Source organism: Sulfuritalea hydrogenivorans sk43H, assembly GCF_000828635.1.
GTDB lineage: Bacteria > Pseudomonadota > Gammaproteobacteria > Burkholderiales > Rhodocyclaceae > Sulfuritalea > Sulfuritalea hydrogenivorans.
On record NZ_AP012547.1, the window covers coordinates 162,311 to 178,889 of the forward strand.

Below are 16,579 nucleotides of genomic sequence, written 5' to 3' on the forward strand. Positions count from 1 at the left end.
GACTTTCGGAAATTGGGGTCAATAAACCCCTTGTTCCCCCGGCGGACGCGTCTTGAAGCGCTTGTGCAGCCAGTAGTACTGCTCGGGCGATTTCATTGCTTCGGCCTCGATGAAGGCGTTGAGGCGCCGCGCGTTGGCCAGTTCGTCAGCGCCGGGGAAATCGCCCCACGGTTCGCCCACGGTTGCGACATAGCCAGAGCCGGCCATGCGGGTGACCACCGGGATCACGGTCGCCCCGGTCAGCTTTGCAAGACGCGCGAGGCCGGTGATGGTGGCGGTCTGCACGCCGAAGAAAGGCACGAAGACCGATTCCTTCGGGCCGTAGTCCATGTCCGGCGAATAGTGGAAGAAGCGGCCGCCCTTCATCGCCTTGAGCGCCTTCCTCGTGCCTTCCTGGCGCGAGGCCAGTTCGCAATTGCCGAAACGCAATCGGCCGCCGTTCATCGCGGCTTCGAAGACGCGGTTCTTCTGTCGCGTGTAGATCGCCACCAGGCCATGCTCCAGCGCGATCCTGATCCAGCCGGCGTCGATACCGACGAAATGCGGCACGAGCAGGATCACCGGCCTGTCTTTGTACGCCGCCAGCCTCTCGCCGCCATCGAGCCTGACCAGGCGCCGGATGCGCTCGGGCGAGGCGTGCCACCAGAGCCCGAGCTCGAGGAAACTGCGACCGAAGGCCATGAAGTGCCGTCTCGCCAGCGCCGACTTTTCGGCCGGCGAGAGATGCGGAAAGCACAGGCCGAGGTTGGTCAGCGTGACATGGCGGCGTTCGCCGACCAGCACATAGAGCAGCAGCCCCAGGCCGCGCCCGAGCGCCGCCAGCAGCGGCAAGGGAAGCCAGTGCAGTAGCCACATCAGGGCGAGGAAAAGTCGAGTCATGCTGGCGGCGGCTCGGCGCCGGAGGGCACCTTGTAGCGGTTGTAGCCCCACAGGTATTGCTCGGGGCATTGCCGGATCAGCACTTCGAGTTCGCGGTTGAGCTGCGCCGCGCGCTGCGCGAGGTCGCCTGCCAGCGGTGCAGACAGCGGGAACAGCTTGAGGTGGTAACCGGCGCCGTAGTGCAGGCGCTCGGCATAGGCCAGCAGCACCGTGGCGCCGGTTTCCGCCAGGCGCGCCGCCAGCGTCATGGTGTAGGCGGGACGACCGAAAAAGGCAGCCAGGCGCCTTCGCCCTTGCCGGGCACCTGGTCGGGCAGCATGCCGACGGCCTCGCCGCTCTTCAGCGCTTTCAGCAGGCGCCGCACGCCGGACAGGTCGGCAGGGGCCAGCTTGAGGTTCGCGCCGCGACCTTCCTCGATCAGCGGCGCCAGCCAGTCCTGCTTCGGCCGGCGGTAGAGCACGGTCATGGGCTTGCGCACTGCGTAGTATTGCGCGGTGATCTCGAAACAGCCCAGATGCGGCGTCAGGAACAGGATGCCGCGCCCCGTGCGCCATGCGTCTTCGACCAGATCCCAGCCGGAGACCTTGACCACGCGCGCGACCACTTCGTCCTGCGGCCGCAGCCAGATCTTCGGCAACTCCAGCAGGGCCTTGCCGGCCTCGGCAATCGCGGCCGTCTTTGCTTCGATCATGCCGGCCTGGGCGATGTGCGCGGAAAAGTTGCGCCGGTAGGTGCCCGACAGCAGCCACGCCAGCCAACCGGAAAGGGCGCCGAGGTTGTGCAGCAGCGGTAGCGGCAGGCGCGAGAGTAGGCGGAACAGGGCGGCCATCGGTGAATGACGGGAATGAAAGCAAGTAGAATTATCGCCCATGTCCACTCCCCTTCGTGCCGCCGTCATCGGCGTCGGTTATCTCGGGCGCTTTCACGCGCAAAAATACGCCTCGCTGCCGGATGTCGAGCTGGTCGGCGTGGTCGATGCCCATCCGGAAACCGCGCGGCGCGTGGCGAAGGAACTTGGCGTTGCCGCCTTCACCGATTACCGCGAACTGCTCGACGCTGGCCGGGTCGATCTGGTGTCGGTCGCCAGCACCACCGAAACGCATCACGCCGTGGCGCGTGATTGCCTCGCGGCCGGCGTGCATGTGCTGGCGGAAAAGCCGATCACCGTCACCGTGGCGCAGGCCGACGAACTGGTCGCGCTGGCCGATGCGAAGAAACTCGTGCTGCAGGTCGGCCATCTCGAACGCTTCAATCCGGCCTGGCTCGCGGTTAAGGACAAGATCACGCGGCCGGTGTTCATCGAAGCCCATCGCATGGCGCCGTTCAAGGCGCGCGGCATCGACGTCTCGGTGGTGCTCGACCTGATGATCCACGACCTCGACCTGATCCTGCCGCTGGTAGGCAGCCCGGTCGCCGACCTGCGCGCCTCGGGCGTTTCGGTGCTGACCGACGGCATCGACATCGCCAACGCGCGCATCGAATTCGCCAACGGCTGCGTCGCCAACCTTACCGCCAGCCGCACCTCGACCGCCAGCCTGCGCCGCCTGCGGGTGTTCCAGCACCACGAGTACATCTCGATCGATTTCGGCGACCGCCGTATCGGCATCAGCAGGAAGCGCGAGGCGCTGGTTGAAGGCGAGCCGCCACTCGACACCGAGACCTTCCAGCAACCACCCGGCGACGCGCTGATGACGGAGATCGTCGCTTTCGTCGCCGCGGTGCGCCACGGCACTCCGCCGGTGGTCAGCGGCCGCGAGGGCCGCGACGCGCTGGCCATCGCGCTGGAAATCGACCGCATGATCGCCGCCCGCCAGAATTCACTTTCCTGAAGCCATTCCATGAATATCCCGATGCTTGATCTCAAGGCCGAATACGCCTTGTTGCGCGATGAAATCGAACCCGCGGTTTGCGACGCGCTGGCCGCCTGCCAGTACATCGGCGGCCCCAACGTCAAGGCCTTCGAGGCGGAAGCCGCCGCCTATGCCGGCGTCAGGCATGCGATTTCCTGCGCTTCCGGCACCGACGCGCTGCTGATCGCGCTGCGCGCCATCGGCCTTGGCCCGGGCGACGAAGTCATCACCACGCCCTTCACCTTCGTCGCCACCGCCTCGACGGTGGTCATGTGCGGGGCCAAACCGGTGTTTGTCGATATCGATCCACGCACATTCAACCTCGACCTGGACCAGGTGGCGGCGGCGATCACGCCAAGAACAAAAGCCATCGTGCCGGTGCATCTGTTCGGCCAGCCGGTGCATCTGGCGCCGCTCAAGGCTTTGTGCGACAAGCACGGCCTGAAACTGATCGAGGACGCCGCGCAGTCCTTCGGTGCCGACTATGCCGGACGCAAGTCGGGCGCCTACGGCGACATCGGCTGCACCTCGTTTTATCCGTCGAAAAATCTTTCGGCCTTCGGCGACGGCGGCCTGATGATCACCGACGACGACCAGCTCGCCGCCGAGCTGCGCGTGCTGGCCAGCCACGGCTCGCGGGTCCGCTACCACCATCATGTGCTGGGCTACAACTCGCGGCTCGACGAAATCCAGGCCGTGATCCTGCGCATCAAGCTCAAGCGCCTCGACAACTTCAACAATCGCCGTATCGCCATCGCCGACTCCTACAACAAGGACTTGGCCGGCCTGGTCGAAACGCCCTTTGCCGATGGTCATGGCCGCCATGTCTATCACCAGTACACGATCCTGTCCGATCGCCGCGACACGATCCAGAAGGTGCTGACCGACTCCGGCATCGCCTGTGCGGTCTATTACCCGGTGCCGCTGCACCGACAGGAGATGTTTGCCGCCACGCACGGCAGCGTGCGTCTGCCGGTGACCGAGAAGGTGGCGCAGCGCTGCCTGTCGCTACCGATCTCGCCGATGCTGAAGGACGAGCAGATCAAGCGCATCACCGGCGCGATCCGCCAGGCACTGACGTGAATTTCCACCCCACCGCGGTCATCGCGCCCGACGTGAAGCTGGGCGCCAACGTGCGCGTCGGGCCCTATGCAGTGATCGAGGAAGACGTCGTCCTCGGCGACGATTGTGAAATTGCCGCGCATGCCGTGATCAAGCGCCACACGCGCATGGGCGCACGCAACCGCGTCGCCGAACACGCGGTGATCGGCGGCGATCCGCAGGACTTCAAGTTCAGGGCGGATTGCATTTCCTTCACCGAAATCGGCGACGACAACTGGCTGCGCGAAGGGGTCACGGTGCATCGCGGTTCGCGCGAGGGAAGCAGCACGCGCCTCGGCAATGGCTGTTTCCTCATGGCCTACAGCCACATCGCGCATGACTGCGTGGTCGGCAACAATGTGGTGATGGCCAACACCGCCGGCATCGCCGGCGAAGTGGTGGTGGATGACCGCGCCTTCATCTCGGCGGCGGTGACGGTGCACCAGTTCTGCCGCGTCGGCCGCAACGCGATGATCGGTTTGTCTTCCAAGGTGGTGCAGGATGCGTTGCCCTTCTGCATCACCGACGGCAATCCGGGCCGCGCCCGCGGCCTCAATCTTGTCGGCCTCAAGCGCAACGGTTTCGCGCGCGCGGACATAAGCGCCCTGAAAGACGCTTATCGGCTGCTCTACTCGCGCGTGCCGCTGGCAGAGGCGATTGAGCGAATGCGTGCCATGGAAAGAACCCCGGTGACGGAACTGGCCGACTTCATCGAGGGCAGCAAACGAGGTTTTGCGCACCCGACGCGCTAATCTGGAGCCAAGGTCCACCCTTGAAGGCACGGCCCTTCCTTGCGGTGGGCTCCAAGCAGCGAATCCGCCCATTGACCATCGCTGGCCGCACTTCTGGTTTCGGCCACGAGCCGAAGTTAAGAAATTCCATTCCATTTCCATAGAAATGCGCATACAATGCGCATTGGAGGTGTGCGATGAAGACAACTACATTCAATAGTGAAGCCAGGAAGCGCCCGGTAAATCTGACCTTGAATGAGGACTTGGTTGTCCAAGTGCGCGGTCTGACCAACAATCTCTCTGGAGTGGTTGAGTCGCTGCTTGCGGACTATGTCGAACACGAGCGTCAACAGCGTATGGCCAAGGCCAGGACTCTTGAGGCGACCATGTCGATGTGGAACACGTTCAACGCCAAACATGGGGCATTCGCTGATGAATATTCCCCTCTTTGAGCCATCGATATGGCTCAATTCGATGTGCATCGGAACATAGGCAAGCACCGGGGTGATATTCCTTATGTGGTGCTTGTCCAGTCGTCGTTGTATGACAGTTACCGTCGGCGGGTGGTTGTCCCTATGGTTCGAAAAGCTGTTCTCGGGAAGGTGAGCAATCCGCGATTTAATCCGTCGTTCAGAATCGAAAACGTTCAGGTGGTCCTGCATCCGCTGGAAATTGTCTCGGTTCCAATCGAGTTACTTGGAGAGTATGTGGAATCCCTGAGTTCGGAGGGTAGTCGCATCATGGATGCCCTTGATGAACTGTTAACTCGAGCTTGGGGCTAACTTTGCGATTGGCACTGGTCTTCCGCATCCGGCCAGGAAGAGCCATTCAGGACTCGAAAACTCAAGGGTTTTGACCGTCCGCTATTAGCAACGTACCGGACCAAGAATCGATGCATATGGCATGCGCCAGCGGAACTGACATCAGAACTATGTAAACGACTAGGGTTCGTGCCTATTCAACAGTCCTCGCGAAAATGATGTTGCCAAACTGGATCCACTTTGAGTGGGAAACTTTGGTGGGTTTAGCGCGCGCATCCAAAGGAGTGGCCTGACAAATCCGTGTGTCGGCAGTTCGATTCTGCCGCTGCCACCAGTATGATCAAGGCCCTGATCAGTGTTAGCTGGTTGGGGCCTTTGCAATAGGGGGTTGGGTCCGAATGAGTACATTTGGCTACACAGCTTGGCTATCGTCGAGATTCAGTAGAGGTTCAATATCGAATAGCCGCTGCCGCAATCCGGCGCTCCGTACTTGAACTTCCGGTTCGAACTTGACCTTGCTTAACTATCACAACTCCGTTGGCACCTATACTGGCCGCCTCTTTGCGCAAAGCTGCTATGGCCAATTTCATGTCATCTTTCTCGGTTGGCATTGATAGTGTCAATGCGTCCCCGATGCTCTGCACGGCCATGCCTCTTGCTTCAATTGTGCCAATTACAGTAAATGGCACAGTTGGCCTGCTAACGAAGATTTGAACTTGCGATTCGGATATTGGGCTGTATTGTTGATTGCCGTTTAACACATGGGTAGCTTCTGATATGTCTTCATTAAACAGTTGCGCGCGCGAAGGTGTTGCATGAAGTGCGACTGCAATCATCGCGATCGTGAATAACTTGTTCATAATAATCCTCCAGGTGGGCGATCTGAAGCGATAACAATACCTCTTGCATATCTGCTAAAGCCAAAAATCTACGCAGCCCCAATCGAACAAATGACATTTAGTATATGCGAATACGATTCGCCTATCACATTGAAGCAGTATCGTATCGCCAGCGGGTGTTATGCAAACGTACTACGATGTCCGGAAAGTCCGATTGTCTTTCAGCGGGGAGGCTCTTGTCGTTGAATTGACCATCCATCTGATTCCTGTAACGAACTAAGGCCTTCCGTACATTGCCATTTTCCCGGTCGAGAAACTCACGGAGCAACGTGCACCCATAGCGAAGATTCACAAGGACATGAAAAAGATTGGCGTCAGTCGATCCGGCGCTTTTCGTCCAATACGGGGCAACCTGCATGTAGCCGCGAGCACCTCCCGAAGACACCGCATACTTCTTGAATCCGCTAGCCACATCAATAAGGCTCAACACCAACTGCGGGTCAAGATTGGCGCGTTTGGACTCAGCAAGTACCCCGTTCAGTAGAACCATACGTACCTCTCTATCGGAAACTCGGTCTTCCAATCGCTTCGACATGTCGGTAAGCCATGCTGATTTTTCGTAGCGTATATGCAAGGATGGCGCCGAGGTTTCTGGTCGATTCTCTGTTTCCGCCGCAACCGATCCACACGCAGTTGTGACGAACAGCAGTGCTGCGAATCTGCCCATTTTTAGAGAACTCAGATATTTTCGGCCTTGGCATCTTGGATACTTCATCGCTTATCCGTTGGGTTCAGAATGGTCTGTGCTGAATTTTCACCGTTCGGGTGATTCATGACTATTTCGGCACCGCGGTATAGCCGGTGTTCCAGTGAACGCGAACGTCCTCGTCCCACTTCAATCCTGCGGCCGAAACTGCCCTGGAGAGAATCTTTCGAATTTGCTGCTTGTTTACGTTTGTATCTGCGTACCAACCCTCACAAAGAAGAGTGCTGTGTTGAAGTGTCCATTCCCCTGACATGCCTGAAAAAAGTGCATTTCGATCTCGGGCCAAATACCGCCGACTGTAGGCCGAACGGCTCACTTCTTTCGCCATTGCATCACGTTTTTCTGGAAAACTCATCCACAACCGTTTGAGCACGGACAGGTAAATTGCGAGGTAGGTCGGGGATCGAAATATGTCTCCAAGATACACAAATCCGCGCCTGATGAAAGTGCGCTCCTGAGCCGGGGAAGCGCACACCGGCCTGGTCAGATTTTCGAGGGTACAGAATATTTCAGCCCTTTTCGTTGTAAGAGTCGCCATATAGGCCTCTGCAGTAGCGATGGCAGCTGAGATTTGGTCTGCTTCGTGCAAGAGATGATTGGGATCAGCGATCAGCATGATTAAGTCCTCCGGATACGGGAAGCGGAATGACCGGATACTGTCTTGGGCAGGCCTCCGACGCCAGGTGCGCAACGGACGTATCGCGCCACCATGCAGGCGCGCGGGAATGCGGTCAGCGTTTGCCGCCGGCAAGTTTCAATGCCTCCGGCATCCGCCGCAGGCGCCAGATCACCACCGGGCCGAGCAGGCCGCCCAGTCCCAGCGTCGACCACGCCAGCCCCCACACCACGTGATCGGGCAGGCTGCCGCCGGCGCGGCCCCAGTCCAGCACCAAGCCGAAGACCCAGGGCGAAATCGCTCCGGCGCCGAAGCCGAGCACCGAACGCAGCGAGTAGGCGGCGCCGAGGTAGCGCGGATCGGTGAGTTCGGTCAGCGTCGTCGAATGGATCGAGGAATCGGCCACTCCGGTGACGTTGTAGAAGATCGCCACGGCGACCAGCAGGAACATCGGCAGGCCGACCATCCAGCCGAAGCTGAAGGAACAGGCCAGGCTCGCAATCGACAGCAACAGGGTCACGCGGGTGCGGCCGAAGCGATCCGACAGCGATCCGCCGAGCACGCTGCCGACGACGGCGGCGAGATAGGTCAGCGCCGTCAGCGTGGCGCCGAGGCTCGCGGCGGCAGTACCGCCGCTGCCGCTCGTGATTGCCGCGGCAGCCAGGAAAGCCGGCAGCCAGGCCCACAGGCCGAGCAGCTCCCAGGCATGGAAGGTATAGCCCCAGATCGACAGCATGGCCGGCTTGTTGCGCACCACTTCGCGCAGGCGGCTGCGATTGCCGTGGCCGCTGGGCGATGCGTGCACGACATTCGGCACCTCGCGCAGCGACCAATAGCCGAGGACCATCCCCAGCAGCGGGAAACAGGCGGTGACGACGAATGCGCCGCGCCAGCCCGCCAGCGGGATCATGGCGCTGGCGATGAGCAGGCCGATGGCGTAGCCGAGCGACGCGGCGGCGAGGTAGTAGCCCATCGCACGTCCCTGCCGTTCACGCACCCGTTGTGCGACGATGGCCAGCCCCGGCGTGTACGAACCGCCCGAGCACAGGCCGGTCAGGCCGTAGAGCAGCAGCGCCGAAACGAAGCCGTCGGCGAACAGGGCGAACAGCAGTCCGCTGACGACTGCCGCACCGCCGGACAGCAGGTAGATGCGCCGCGCGCCATGGCGGTCGGAAAGGAAGCCGACCGAAAACAAGGAGACCAGGAAGCCGACGTGATAGGCCGACTGCACCATCCCGGCCTGCCACGCGCTCATCTGCCAGTCGGTGCGCAGCAGCGGCAACACCGCCGACCAGGCGGTGAACATCGTCGCGAAGGCAGCGCGCGCCGCGCAGAACTGGAGCAACCAGGGCATGGGCGCAGTTTAGAGCCTATTCCCCGTGGAATAGACAGGCACCAAACAGGGTCATTCGCCGGCGCCCGATTGACGGCCATGCCACGCTGCGCTTAAAATGCGCGCTGTTCCGCCGAGTTAAATGACAACTTGCGTGGCGGAGAACACCGGCGACGGTGGGAAAACAAATAGCGCTAAAGCGTCGCCCGCTCACGCCTCAAAGCTGGCCTCGCCGCAGCAATGAGGCGTTTTTGTTTATGGAGCGAGATCATGTCGAACGATTTTTTCTTCACTTCCGAGTCGGTTTCGGAAGGCCATCCGGACAAGGTGTCCGACCAGATTTCCGACGCCATCCTCGACGCCATCCTGGCGCAGGACCCGCATTCCCGCGTCGCCGCTGAAACCCTGTGCAACACCGGCCTCGTGGTGCTGGCCGGCGAGATCACCACGAATGCCACCGTCGATTACATCGGCGTCGCGCGCAACGTGCTGAAGCGCATCGGCTACGACAACACCGAGTACGGCATCGACTACAAGGGCTGCGCCGTGCTGGTGGCCTACGACAAGCAATCGCCCGACATCGCGCAGGGCGTGAACAAGGCCTACGACGACAACCTGAACCAGGGCGCCGGCGACCAGGGCCTGATGTTCGGCTACGCCTGCGACGAAACGCCGGTGCTGATGCCGCTGCCGATCTACCTCTCGCACCGCCTGGTCGAGCGCCAGTCGATGTTGCGCCGCGACGGCCGCCTGCCCTGGCTGCGCCCCGACGCCAAGTCGCAAGTGACGATCCGCTACCAGGACGGCAAGGCGCATTCGATCGACACCGTGGTGGTCTCCACCCAGCATGCACCGGACATCGAGCTGCCGCAGATCCGCGAAGCCGTGATCGAGGAAATCATCAAGCCGATGCTGCCCAAGGAACTGATCAAGGGCGAGATCAAGTACCTGGTCAATCCGACTGGCCGCTTCGTCGTCGGCGGTCCGCAGGGCGACTGCGGCCTGACCGGGCGCAAGATCATCGTCGACACCTACGGCGGCGCGGCGCCCCACGGCGGCGGCGCATTTTCCGGCAAGGATCCCTCCAAGGTCGACCGTTCCGCCGCCTATGCCGGCCGCTACGTGGCGAAGAACATCGTCGCCGCGGGACTCGCCAGCAAGTGCCTGGTGCAGATTTCCTACGCCATCGGCGTCGCCGAGCCGACCTCGGTCTGGGTCACCACGCAGGGTACCGGCAAGGTCGCCGACGCCACCATCGCCGAACTGGTGAAGAAGCATTTCGACCTGCGGCCGAAGGGCATCGTGCAGATGCTCAACCTGCTGCGTCCGATCTACGAAAAGACCGCCGCCTACGGCCACTTCGGCCGCGACGAGCCGGAATTTACGTGGGAAGCGACCGACAAGGCTGCCGCGCTGCGCGCGGATGCGGGGCTGTAAGCACGGCGCCTTGGCTGTGCTTCGTCGCAGGCTAACCTGCCCGGTTTCATCGGCAGGTTAAGGTCCGCAGGGCCGGCCGAAGACAAAGCCCCGTCGCTGCTGCATTGAGGGCCGACGCCGGCTTGTAAGTCCATTTCATCGCAAGGGAAATGGCCCGTTCGCGGGCCATTTCTTTTTGCGCGGCAACTTTTTGTCCCGCCATGGGTCGATAATGTTCAGGTCTGAAGGATTCGGGAAACGACATGCACGATCTGGCAAAAAATGTTTTGGGCGGGCTCCTGCAGCCCTGCAGCACCGATCCGATGACCGGGTTTTTCCGCACCGGCGATTGTCAGGTGACGGAAGAGGACATCGGGAACCACGGCGTTTGCATCATCGCCAGCGCGGCTTTTCTGGCCTTCTCGAAATCGCGCGGCAACGACTTGTCCACTCCGCATCCCGAGTTCGAGTTCCCCGGCCTGAAGCCGGGCGATCGCTGGTGCCTGTGTTCCGCCCGCTGGCTGGAAGCGCTGCAGGCCGGCATGGCGCCACCCGTCGTGCTCGAAGCGACCTCGGCCGCCGCGCTTGAAGTCGTGCGCCTGGCCGACCTCAAGCGTTATGCCGTCAAACTCGACCAGGAGAAGTGATGAGCGACTTGTACAAACTCTCTGCCCGCCGTATCGATGGCGGGAAGCAGTCGATGAAGGACTACAAGGGCAAGGTGCTCCTGATCGTCAACACGGCCAGCGGCTGCGGCTTCACCCCGCAATACGCCGGGCTCGAAGCCTTGTGGCAGAAGTACGGCGAGCGCGGCCTGGTGGTGCTGGGTTTTCCCTGCAACCAGTTCGGTGGCCAGGAGCCGGGCGACGAAGCCGCCATTGGTGAATTCTGCAGCCTGACCTACGACGTGAGCTTCCCGATGTTCGCCAAGGTCGATGTCAATGGCGGGGATACCCATCCGATCTTCGCCTTCCTGAAAAAAGCTGCGCCGGGCTTGCTCGGCACTGAAGGCATCAAGTGGAATTTCACCAAATTCCTGGTTGACCGCGAAGGCAATGTCGTCGCTCGCTATGCATCGGCGCACAAGCCGGAAGACATGGCCGACGACATCGAAAAGCTGCTTTGATCCGTCCCGCACTGCTGCGCATCGCGCTCGCGCTGCTCGCTTCGCTGGCCATGCCGGCCAGGGCGGGGGTACCGGTGAGCAGCGTGCCGGTCCTGGACCTCGCCCGCTACGCCGGCAAGTGGTACGAGATTGCCAGCTTTCCGATGGTCTTCCAGCGCCAGTGCATCGGCGACACCACCGCCGAGTACGGGCTGACTCCGGAAGGCGATGTGTCGGTCACCAATCGCTGCCGTACCGAGAGCGGATTCGATCAGGCGAAGGGTAGCGCCACGGTGGTGGACGGCAGCGGCAACGCCCGGCTCAAGGTGTCGTTCTTCTGGCCGTTTCGATCGGACTACTGGGTGCTCGGACTCGATCCCGAGTATCGCTGGGCAGTGGTCGGCAACCCCAACCGCAAGTATCTCTGGGTGCTGTCGCGGACTCCGCAACTGTCGAAGGACCTGCTCGATGAGGCGCTCAAGACCGCCGCGACGCAGGGCTTCGACCTGACGCAACTGCGCTACACGAGACAGGGCGAAGCGGAGAAATCGCGCTAGTCCGCGCGGGCGGAGACTCCGCCGTCAACCACGCCATCGACGTAGTACCAGCGCCCATCCTCGCGCACGAAGCGGCTGATCTCGTGCATGCGCTGCGCCCGCCCGCCGAGCTTGCAGCGGGCGACGAATTCCACGGTGGCGGCATCGCCGGTTTGCGTACTCGCCTTGACTTCCAGGCCCAGCCACTTCGGCCGGGGCTCCGCTGCGAGATTCAGTGCGGAGGGACGCGTGGACGCATGCCAGGTGGCCAGCAGATAGTCCTCCAGTCCGAGCACATAGGCGCTGTAGCGCGAGCGCATCAGCGACTCGGCGTCGGGCGCCGGGCTTCCCTCGTGAAGCGGGCCGCAGCACGCCGCGTAGGCGAGCGGGCGGCCGCAGGGGCAAGGCGTCACTGCGGCTTGCCGGTTTCGGGCGGTAGCGCGCATTTCTGGCAGTCGGGCTGGCCGAAGGGCGAGATGTAGCGCCACCAGATCCAGACCAGCAGCGGCAGCACGCCGATCAGTGCGATGTCGCTCCAGCCCGGTTGTGCCAGTTCGCCTTTCCACCACGCCACGGCGGCGTGCAGGGCTTCGATCAGCAGCACCATGTAGGCGAAGGCAACGACGAGGAGCGCGGCGCGCTTCATGTGCCGCGTCCCGCGTAGACCCATTCCAGCAGCGCATCCTGTGCCGGCTGCGCTGCTCCGGCATGGGCGTGATTGACGAAGAACACCACGATCCAGCGCCGGCCCGTCTTGTCCAGCACATAGCCGGCGATGCTGCGCACGCCCTCCAGCGAACCGGTCTTGATGTGCGCCTGTCCTGCAACGCCGTTCTGCTTGAGGCGCTTCCTCATCGTGCCGTCGGTGGCCGTCACCGGCAGGGACGCCATCAGCTCCGGCATCACCGAACTGCGCCATGCCGCCTGCAAGACGCGCCCCAGGCCTTCGGCGGAAATCCGCTCGCGGCGCGACAGGCCGGAGCCGTTTTCCAGGACCAGCTCCGGAATGCCGAGGCCGCGCGCGTCGAGCCAGGAACGAATCGCCGCATCGGCATCGTCGGTGTTTGCCGGCCGCCGTCCGGCCTCCATGCCCAGCGTCAGGAACAGCTGGCGCGCCATGACGTTGTTGGAGAATTTGTTGATGTCGCGCACCACTTCGGCAAGAGTCGGCGATGGCAGCACGCCGACCGCGCGCGCGTCGGCCGGCACCATGCCTTCGCGTACCCCGCCGGTCAGCGAACCGCCGAGCTCCGCCCACAGCTGGAGGAAAACGCCGAGCACGAATTGCGGGTGTTCCATCACGGCGATGTTCCAGCGCTCCTCGCCGCAGCTTTGGGGAAACACCCCGGTCAGCACCAGGCGCGTCGTCGTGCCGTGGCTGAAGGTGTCGGCGCGCAGGCGCTCCTTCCAGTCGCCGCAGCCATTGCCGTTGCCCAGCTTGATCTGGTTGACCAGGTCGAGGTTGGTCGGCGCCGGCTCCATGGCGACCGTCAGCGTCCTGTTCGCGGGATCGGGAATCAATTGCAGCGTGACCGCCTTGAAGTTCACCAGGAGGGCATCCGGCGCGACGTTGTAGGGCCGCATCGGTTGCGCGTCGAAGCGTGCCGGGTCGGCTCCATTCACCGCAAAGGCGCCGCGGTCGAGCACCAGGTCACCGCGAATCTCGCGAATGCCGCGTGCGCGGATCTGTCGCAGCAAGCGCTCGAACTGGTCGTAGGTCAGCTTGGGATCGCCGCCGCCGCGCAGGTGCAGATCGCCGGTCAGGACACCGTCGTTGAGCGCGCCGTTGGCAAAGGCTTCGGTCTTCCAGACATAGGCCGGGCCCAGCAGGTCGAGCGCGGCATAGGTGGTGACCAGCTTCATGGTCGAGGCGGGGTTCAGGGCGGCGCGTGCGTTCACCGCGAGGCGCGGCTTGGCGGCGTCAACTTCGCCGACCCACAATGCGGTTGCCGCCACCGGAATGCCGGCGCCCTTGAGCGCCTGCGCCACCGGGGCGGGCAGGTCGTTGGCGCGCGTAGTCGTGGCGCACAGCCAGAGCAGGGCAAGCAGCAGTTTTCGCATGGGCGTGATCTTATAGAATCGCGGGCAGAACGAGGAGAAGATCACGCATGAATAATCCTGCCTGGCGGCCCTCGGCCGCCACGATCAGCGCAGCGAAGATCACGGCTTTCAGCAACTGGCTGGCGGCCGAGCGCGGACTGAAATTCGCGGACTACGATGCACTCTGGCGCTGGTCGGTGGAGGATCTCGAAGGCTTCTGGGGCGCGGTCTGGGATTACTTCGCGATCCCCGCCGCGACGCCGCGCACGCGGGTTCTGGCCGATGCCCGGATGCCCGGCGCGCAATGGTTTCCCGGCGTGACGATGAACTACGTCGAGCAGGTGTTTCGCCATGTTACGCCCAACCGCCCGGCCGTCATTTCGCGCAACGAGGCCGGCGTCGACCGCGAGCTGGGCTGGCCGGAACTGCGGCGCCAGGTCGGTGCGCTGGCGGCCAGCCTGCGCGGCATGGGCGTCGGGCGCGGCGACCGCGTGGTGGCCTATCTGCCCAACATTCCGGAAACCGTCGTCGCCTTCCTCGCCGTTGCCAGCCTTGGCGCGATCTGGTCGGCCTGCTCGCCGGACATGGGGCGCATCGCCGTGCTCGACCGTTTTCGCCAGATCGCGCCGAAGGTGCTGATCGCCGTAGACGGCTACCAGTACGGCGGCAAGTCCTACGATCGCCGCGAACTGATCCACGAACTGCTGGCCGAACTGCCCAGTATCGACCACATGGTACTGCTGCCGAGTTTCGACGAGCAGGCCGATCCGGCGGAGTTCGCCAGCTGCACGGGCTGGGCCGCTGCAACGGCAGGCAGCGAGCCGCTGCAAGTCGACCATCCGCTGTGGGTCGTCTATTCCTCGGGCACCACCGGCCTGCCCAAGCCCATCGTGCATTCGCATGGCGGCATCGTCATCGAGCATGTCAAGCTCGGCGCCTTCCATCTCGACCTCGGCCCGGAGGACCGCTACCACTGGTATTCGAGCAGCGGCTGGATCATGTGGAATTGCCAGCTGATCGGCCTGCTGATGGGCAGCACCATCTGCATCTACGACGGCAACCCGGGTTGGCCGGACTGGAACGCGCTGTGGCGTTTCGTCGGCGAAAAGCGCGTGACGTTTTTCGGCGCCGGCGCAGCCTTCTTTCTGTCCTGCCTCAAGGCCCATGTCGAGCCGAACGAGGTTGCCGACCTGTCGGCGTTGCGCGTGGTCGGCTCCACCGGCTCGCCGCTGCCGGAGGAAGGCTATCAATGGATTTACGACCACGTGCGGCCGGACATCTGGATCAATCCGATTTCCGGCGGCACCGATTTTGCCGGCTGTTTCGTCGGCGGCGTGGCGACGCTGCCGGTCTATCTGGGCGAGATGCAGTGCCGCTGCCTCGGCGCAAAAGTGGAAGCCTGGAACGAAGCCGGCAAGGCGCTGATCGACGAAGTCGGCGAACTGGTGTGCAGCGCGCCGATGCCTTCGATGCCGCTGAAATTCTGGAACGACCCCGAAGACCGCCGCTACCGCGAGAGCTACTTCGACATGTACCCGGGTGTCTGGCGCCACGGCGACTGGCTGCGCATCACGCCGCATGGCGGCGCGATCATCTACGGCCGTTCCGATGCCACCATCAACCGCCACGGCATCCGCATGGGCACCAGCGAGCTGTATCGCGCCGTCGAGGAACTGCCGGAAGTGCTGGACAGCCTGGTGGTCGATCTGGAATTCCTCGGCCGCGAATCGTATATGCCGCTGTTCGTCGTCCTGCGTCCCGGCCATGAGCTGACGAAGCAACTCGAAGCCACCTTGCGCGAGCGGATCAAGGTCGCGCTGTCGGCGCGCCACGTGCCCAACGAGATCTTCCAGGTGGCCGAGGTTCCGCGCACGCTGTCCGGCAAGAAGATGGAACTGCCGGTGAAGAAGCTGCTGCTCGGCCACGCCCTGGACAAGATCGCCAACCCGGACGCGATGGCCAATCCCGCCAGCCTGCAATGGTTCGTCGACTTTGCGATGCGTCGCGCAGCGGAGCGCGCGGCATGACACGCATCGCCGTGCCGCTACCGAAAGCCTATCGGCTGCTCAACCATGGTCCCACGGTGCTGGTGTCGAGCGCCCACGCCGGCCGGCGCAACGTGATGGCCGCGGCATGGAGCATGCCGCTCGACTTCGATCCACCCAAGGTGGCGGTGGTGATCGACAAGGCCACGCTGACGCGGGAGCTGGTCGAGGCCTCGGGCGAGTTCGTGCTCAATGTGCCGTCGCGGCAGCAGGCGGCGCTGACGCTGGCGGTCGGCACGCAGTCGGGAAGGGAAGCCGACAAATTCTTGAAAGTCGGCGTTGGCGAGACGGCGGCCAGCGTCGTCGGTGCGCCGCTGATCGACGGCGGCCTGGCCTGGCTCGAATGCCGCGTCATTCCCGAGCCGCACAACCAGCAGACCTACGACCTGTTCCTCGCCGAAGTGGTCGCCGCCTGGGCCGATCCGGCGGTGTTCTCCGATGGCCGCTGGCATTTTCCTGACGAAGAGCAACGCAGCATTCACTACCAGTCCGGCGGCAGTTTCTTCGCTACCGGCGAGGCTTTCGAGGTGTAACGGCCGTAGGCCGCTTCTCTGAATCGGT

The 16,579-nt window shown here is 63.0% G+C and carries 19 protein-coding genes and 1 pseudogene; 11 read left to right on the forward strand and 9 right to left on the reverse strand.

The features are described 5' to 3' along the window. Positions 1-18: 18 nt before the first annotated feature. Both SUTH_RS00745 and SUTH_RS20295 read right to left on the reverse strand, forming a co-directional pair. Complete coding sequence (locus tag SUTH_RS00745; protein WP_041096324.1) at positions 19-879, reverse strand: LpxL/LpxP family acyltransferase; 861 nt, start codon at positions 877-879, stop codon at positions 19-21. Then, a pseudogene (locus SUTH_RS20295) lies at positions 876-1,777 on the reverse strand (lysophospholipid acyltransferase family protein). The gene SUTH_RS00745 and the pseudogene SUTH_RS20295 overlap by 4 nt, the downstream one beginning before the upstream one ends. Between SUTH_RS20295 and SUTH_RS00755 the strand changes: the two are divergent. The 5 genes from SUTH_RS00755 to SUTH_RS00775 all read left to right on the forward strand — a co-directional run bounded on the left by SUTH_RS00755 (position 1,749) and on the right by SUTH_RS00775 (position 5,343). Next, positions 1,749-2,708: a Gfo/Idh/MocA family protein gene (locus SUTH_RS00755; protein WP_041096326.1), complete on the forward strand. Its 960-nt coding sequence runs from the start codon at positions 1,749-1,751 to the stop codon at positions 2,706-2,708. The pseudogene SUTH_RS20295 and the gene SUTH_RS00755 sit on opposite strands and share 29 nt — an antisense overlap. A gap of 9 nt (positions 2,709-2,717) precedes the next feature. Beyond that, entirely contained in the window at positions 2,718-3,812 is a 1,095-nt protein-coding gene (locus SUTH_RS19515) for a DegT/DnrJ/EryC1/StrS family aminotransferase (RefSeq protein ID WP_041096328.1), read from the forward strand. Beyond that, positions 3,809-4,582, forward strand: coding sequence for an acyl-ACP--UDP-N-acetylglucosamine O-acyltransferase (gene lpxA / locus SUTH_RS19520; RefSeq protein WP_041096330.1), 774 nt, complete (start codon positions 3,809-3,811; stop codon positions 4,580-4,582). Before SUTH_RS19515 ends, lpxA begins: the two co-directional genes overlap by 4 nt. 176 nt (positions 4,583-4,758) lie before the next feature. Beyond that, complete coding sequence (locus SUTH_RS00770; protein WP_041096332.1) at positions 4,759-5,013, forward strand: type II toxin-antitoxin system CcdA family antitoxin; 255 nt, start codon at positions 4,759-4,761, stop codon at positions 5,011-5,013. 9 nt (positions 5,014-5,022) lie between these two features. Further along, positions 5,023-5,343 (forward strand): CcdB family protein, encoded by a 321-nt coding sequence (locus SUTH_RS00775; protein WP_041096334.1) that lies wholly within the window; start codon positions 5,023-5,025, stop codon positions 5,341-5,343. A gap of 428 nt (positions 5,344-5,771) precedes the next feature. Here the strand turns inward: SUTH_RS00775 and SUTH_RS19215 are convergent, their stop codons facing one another. From SUTH_RS19215 to SUTH_RS00785, 4 genes are all read right to left on the reverse strand, one after another. Next, positions 5,772-6,182, reverse strand: coding sequence for a DUF4156 domain-containing protein (locus SUTH_RS19215; protein WP_148312809.1), 411 nt, complete (start codon positions 6,180-6,182; stop codon positions 5,772-5,774). 124 nt (positions 6,183-6,306) lie between these two features. After that, on the reverse strand, positions 6,307-6,711 hold the full coding sequence (locus SUTH_RS19925) for a transglycosylase SLT domain-containing protein (protein ID WP_231851073.1): 405 nt from the start codon (positions 6,709-6,711) through the stop codon (positions 6,307-6,309). A gap of 286 nt (positions 6,712-6,997) precedes the next feature. Continuing rightward, positions 6,998-7,543 carry a hypothetical protein gene (locus SUTH_RS19220; RefSeq protein ID WP_148312810.1) on the reverse strand — a complete coding sequence of 182 codons (546 nt, stop codon included), beginning with the start codon at positions 7,541-7,543 and terminating at the stop codon, positions 6,998-7,000. 115 nt (positions 7,544-7,658) lie between these two features. Continuing rightward, positions 7,659-8,897: an MFS transporter gene (locus SUTH_RS00785; protein ID WP_041096336.1), complete on the reverse strand. Its 1,239-nt coding sequence runs from the start codon at positions 8,895-8,897 to the stop codon at positions 7,659-7,661. Positions 8,898-9,146: 249 nt separating this feature from the next. Here SUTH_RS00785 and metK point away from each other — a divergent pair, with 249 nt between their 5' ends. The 4 genes from metK to SUTH_RS00805 all read left to right on the forward strand — a co-directional run bounded on the left by metK (position 9,147) and on the right by SUTH_RS00805 (position 11,954). Continuing rightward, a complete protein-coding gene (gene metK, locus SUTH_RS00790; protein ID WP_041096338.1) occupies positions 9,147-10,313 on the forward strand; it encodes a methionine adenosyltransferase in 1,167 nt (388 codons plus the stop codon). A gap of 242 nt (positions 10,314-10,555) precedes the next feature. Next, positions 10,556-10,939, forward strand: coding sequence for a DUF2237 family protein (locus SUTH_RS00795; RefSeq protein ID WP_084207198.1), 384 nt, complete (start codon positions 10,556-10,558; stop codon positions 10,937-10,939). Further along, the gene (locus SUTH_RS00800; protein ID WP_041096339.1) at positions 10,939-11,418 is read left to right on the forward strand and encodes a glutathione peroxidase; all 480 of its coding nucleotides are present in this window, start codon (positions 10,939-10,941) and stop codon (positions 11,416-11,418) included. The genes SUTH_RS00795 and SUTH_RS00800 overlap by 1 nt, the downstream gene beginning before the upstream one ends. Then, positions 11,415-11,954, forward strand: coding sequence for a lipocalin family protein (locus SUTH_RS00805; RefSeq protein WP_197539628.1), 540 nt, complete (start codon positions 11,415-11,417; stop codon positions 11,952-11,954). The genes SUTH_RS00800 and SUTH_RS00805 overlap by 4 nt, the downstream gene beginning before the upstream one ends. Here SUTH_RS00805 and SUTH_RS00810 read toward each other — a convergent pair. The 3 genes from SUTH_RS00810 to dacB are packed head-to-tail and all read right to left on the reverse strand — an operon-like array spanning position 11,951 to position 13,994. Next, positions 11,951-12,346: a YchJ family protein gene (locus SUTH_RS00810; protein WP_408054955.1), complete on the reverse strand. Its 396-nt coding sequence runs from the start codon at positions 12,344-12,346 to the stop codon at positions 11,951-11,953. The genes SUTH_RS00805 and SUTH_RS00810 overlap by 4 nt on opposite strands. Continuing rightward, the gene (locus tag SUTH_RS00815; RefSeq protein WP_041096343.1) at positions 12,343-12,579 is read right to left on the reverse strand and encodes a hypothetical protein; all 237 of its coding nucleotides are present in this window, start codon (positions 12,577-12,579) and stop codon (positions 12,343-12,345) included. Before SUTH_RS00815 ends, SUTH_RS00810 begins: the two co-directional genes overlap by 4 nt. Next, positions 12,576-13,994: a D-alanyl-D-alanine carboxypeptidase/D-alanyl-D-alanine endopeptidase gene (dacB, locus tag SUTH_RS00820; RefSeq protein WP_041096345.1), complete on the reverse strand. Its 1,419-nt coding sequence runs from the start codon at positions 13,992-13,994 to the stop codon at positions 12,576-12,578. The genes SUTH_RS00815 and dacB overlap by 4 nt, the downstream gene beginning before the upstream one ends. A 47-nt stretch (positions 13,995-14,041) precedes the next feature. On the opposite strand from dacB, the gene SUTH_RS00825 reads away from it, so the two are divergent. Then, positions 14,042-16,000 (forward strand): acetoacetate--CoA ligase, encoded by a 1,959-nt coding sequence (locus SUTH_RS00825; protein ID WP_041096347.1) that lies wholly within the window; start codon positions 14,042-14,044, stop codon positions 15,998-16,000. Continuing rightward, positions 15,997-16,551: a flavin reductase family protein gene (locus tag SUTH_RS00830; protein ID WP_041096349.1), complete on the forward strand. Its 555-nt coding sequence runs from the start codon at positions 15,997-15,999 to the stop codon at positions 16,549-16,551. Before SUTH_RS00825 ends, SUTH_RS00830 begins: the two co-directional genes overlap by 4 nt. Positions 16,552-16,579 lie beyond the last annotated feature (28 nt).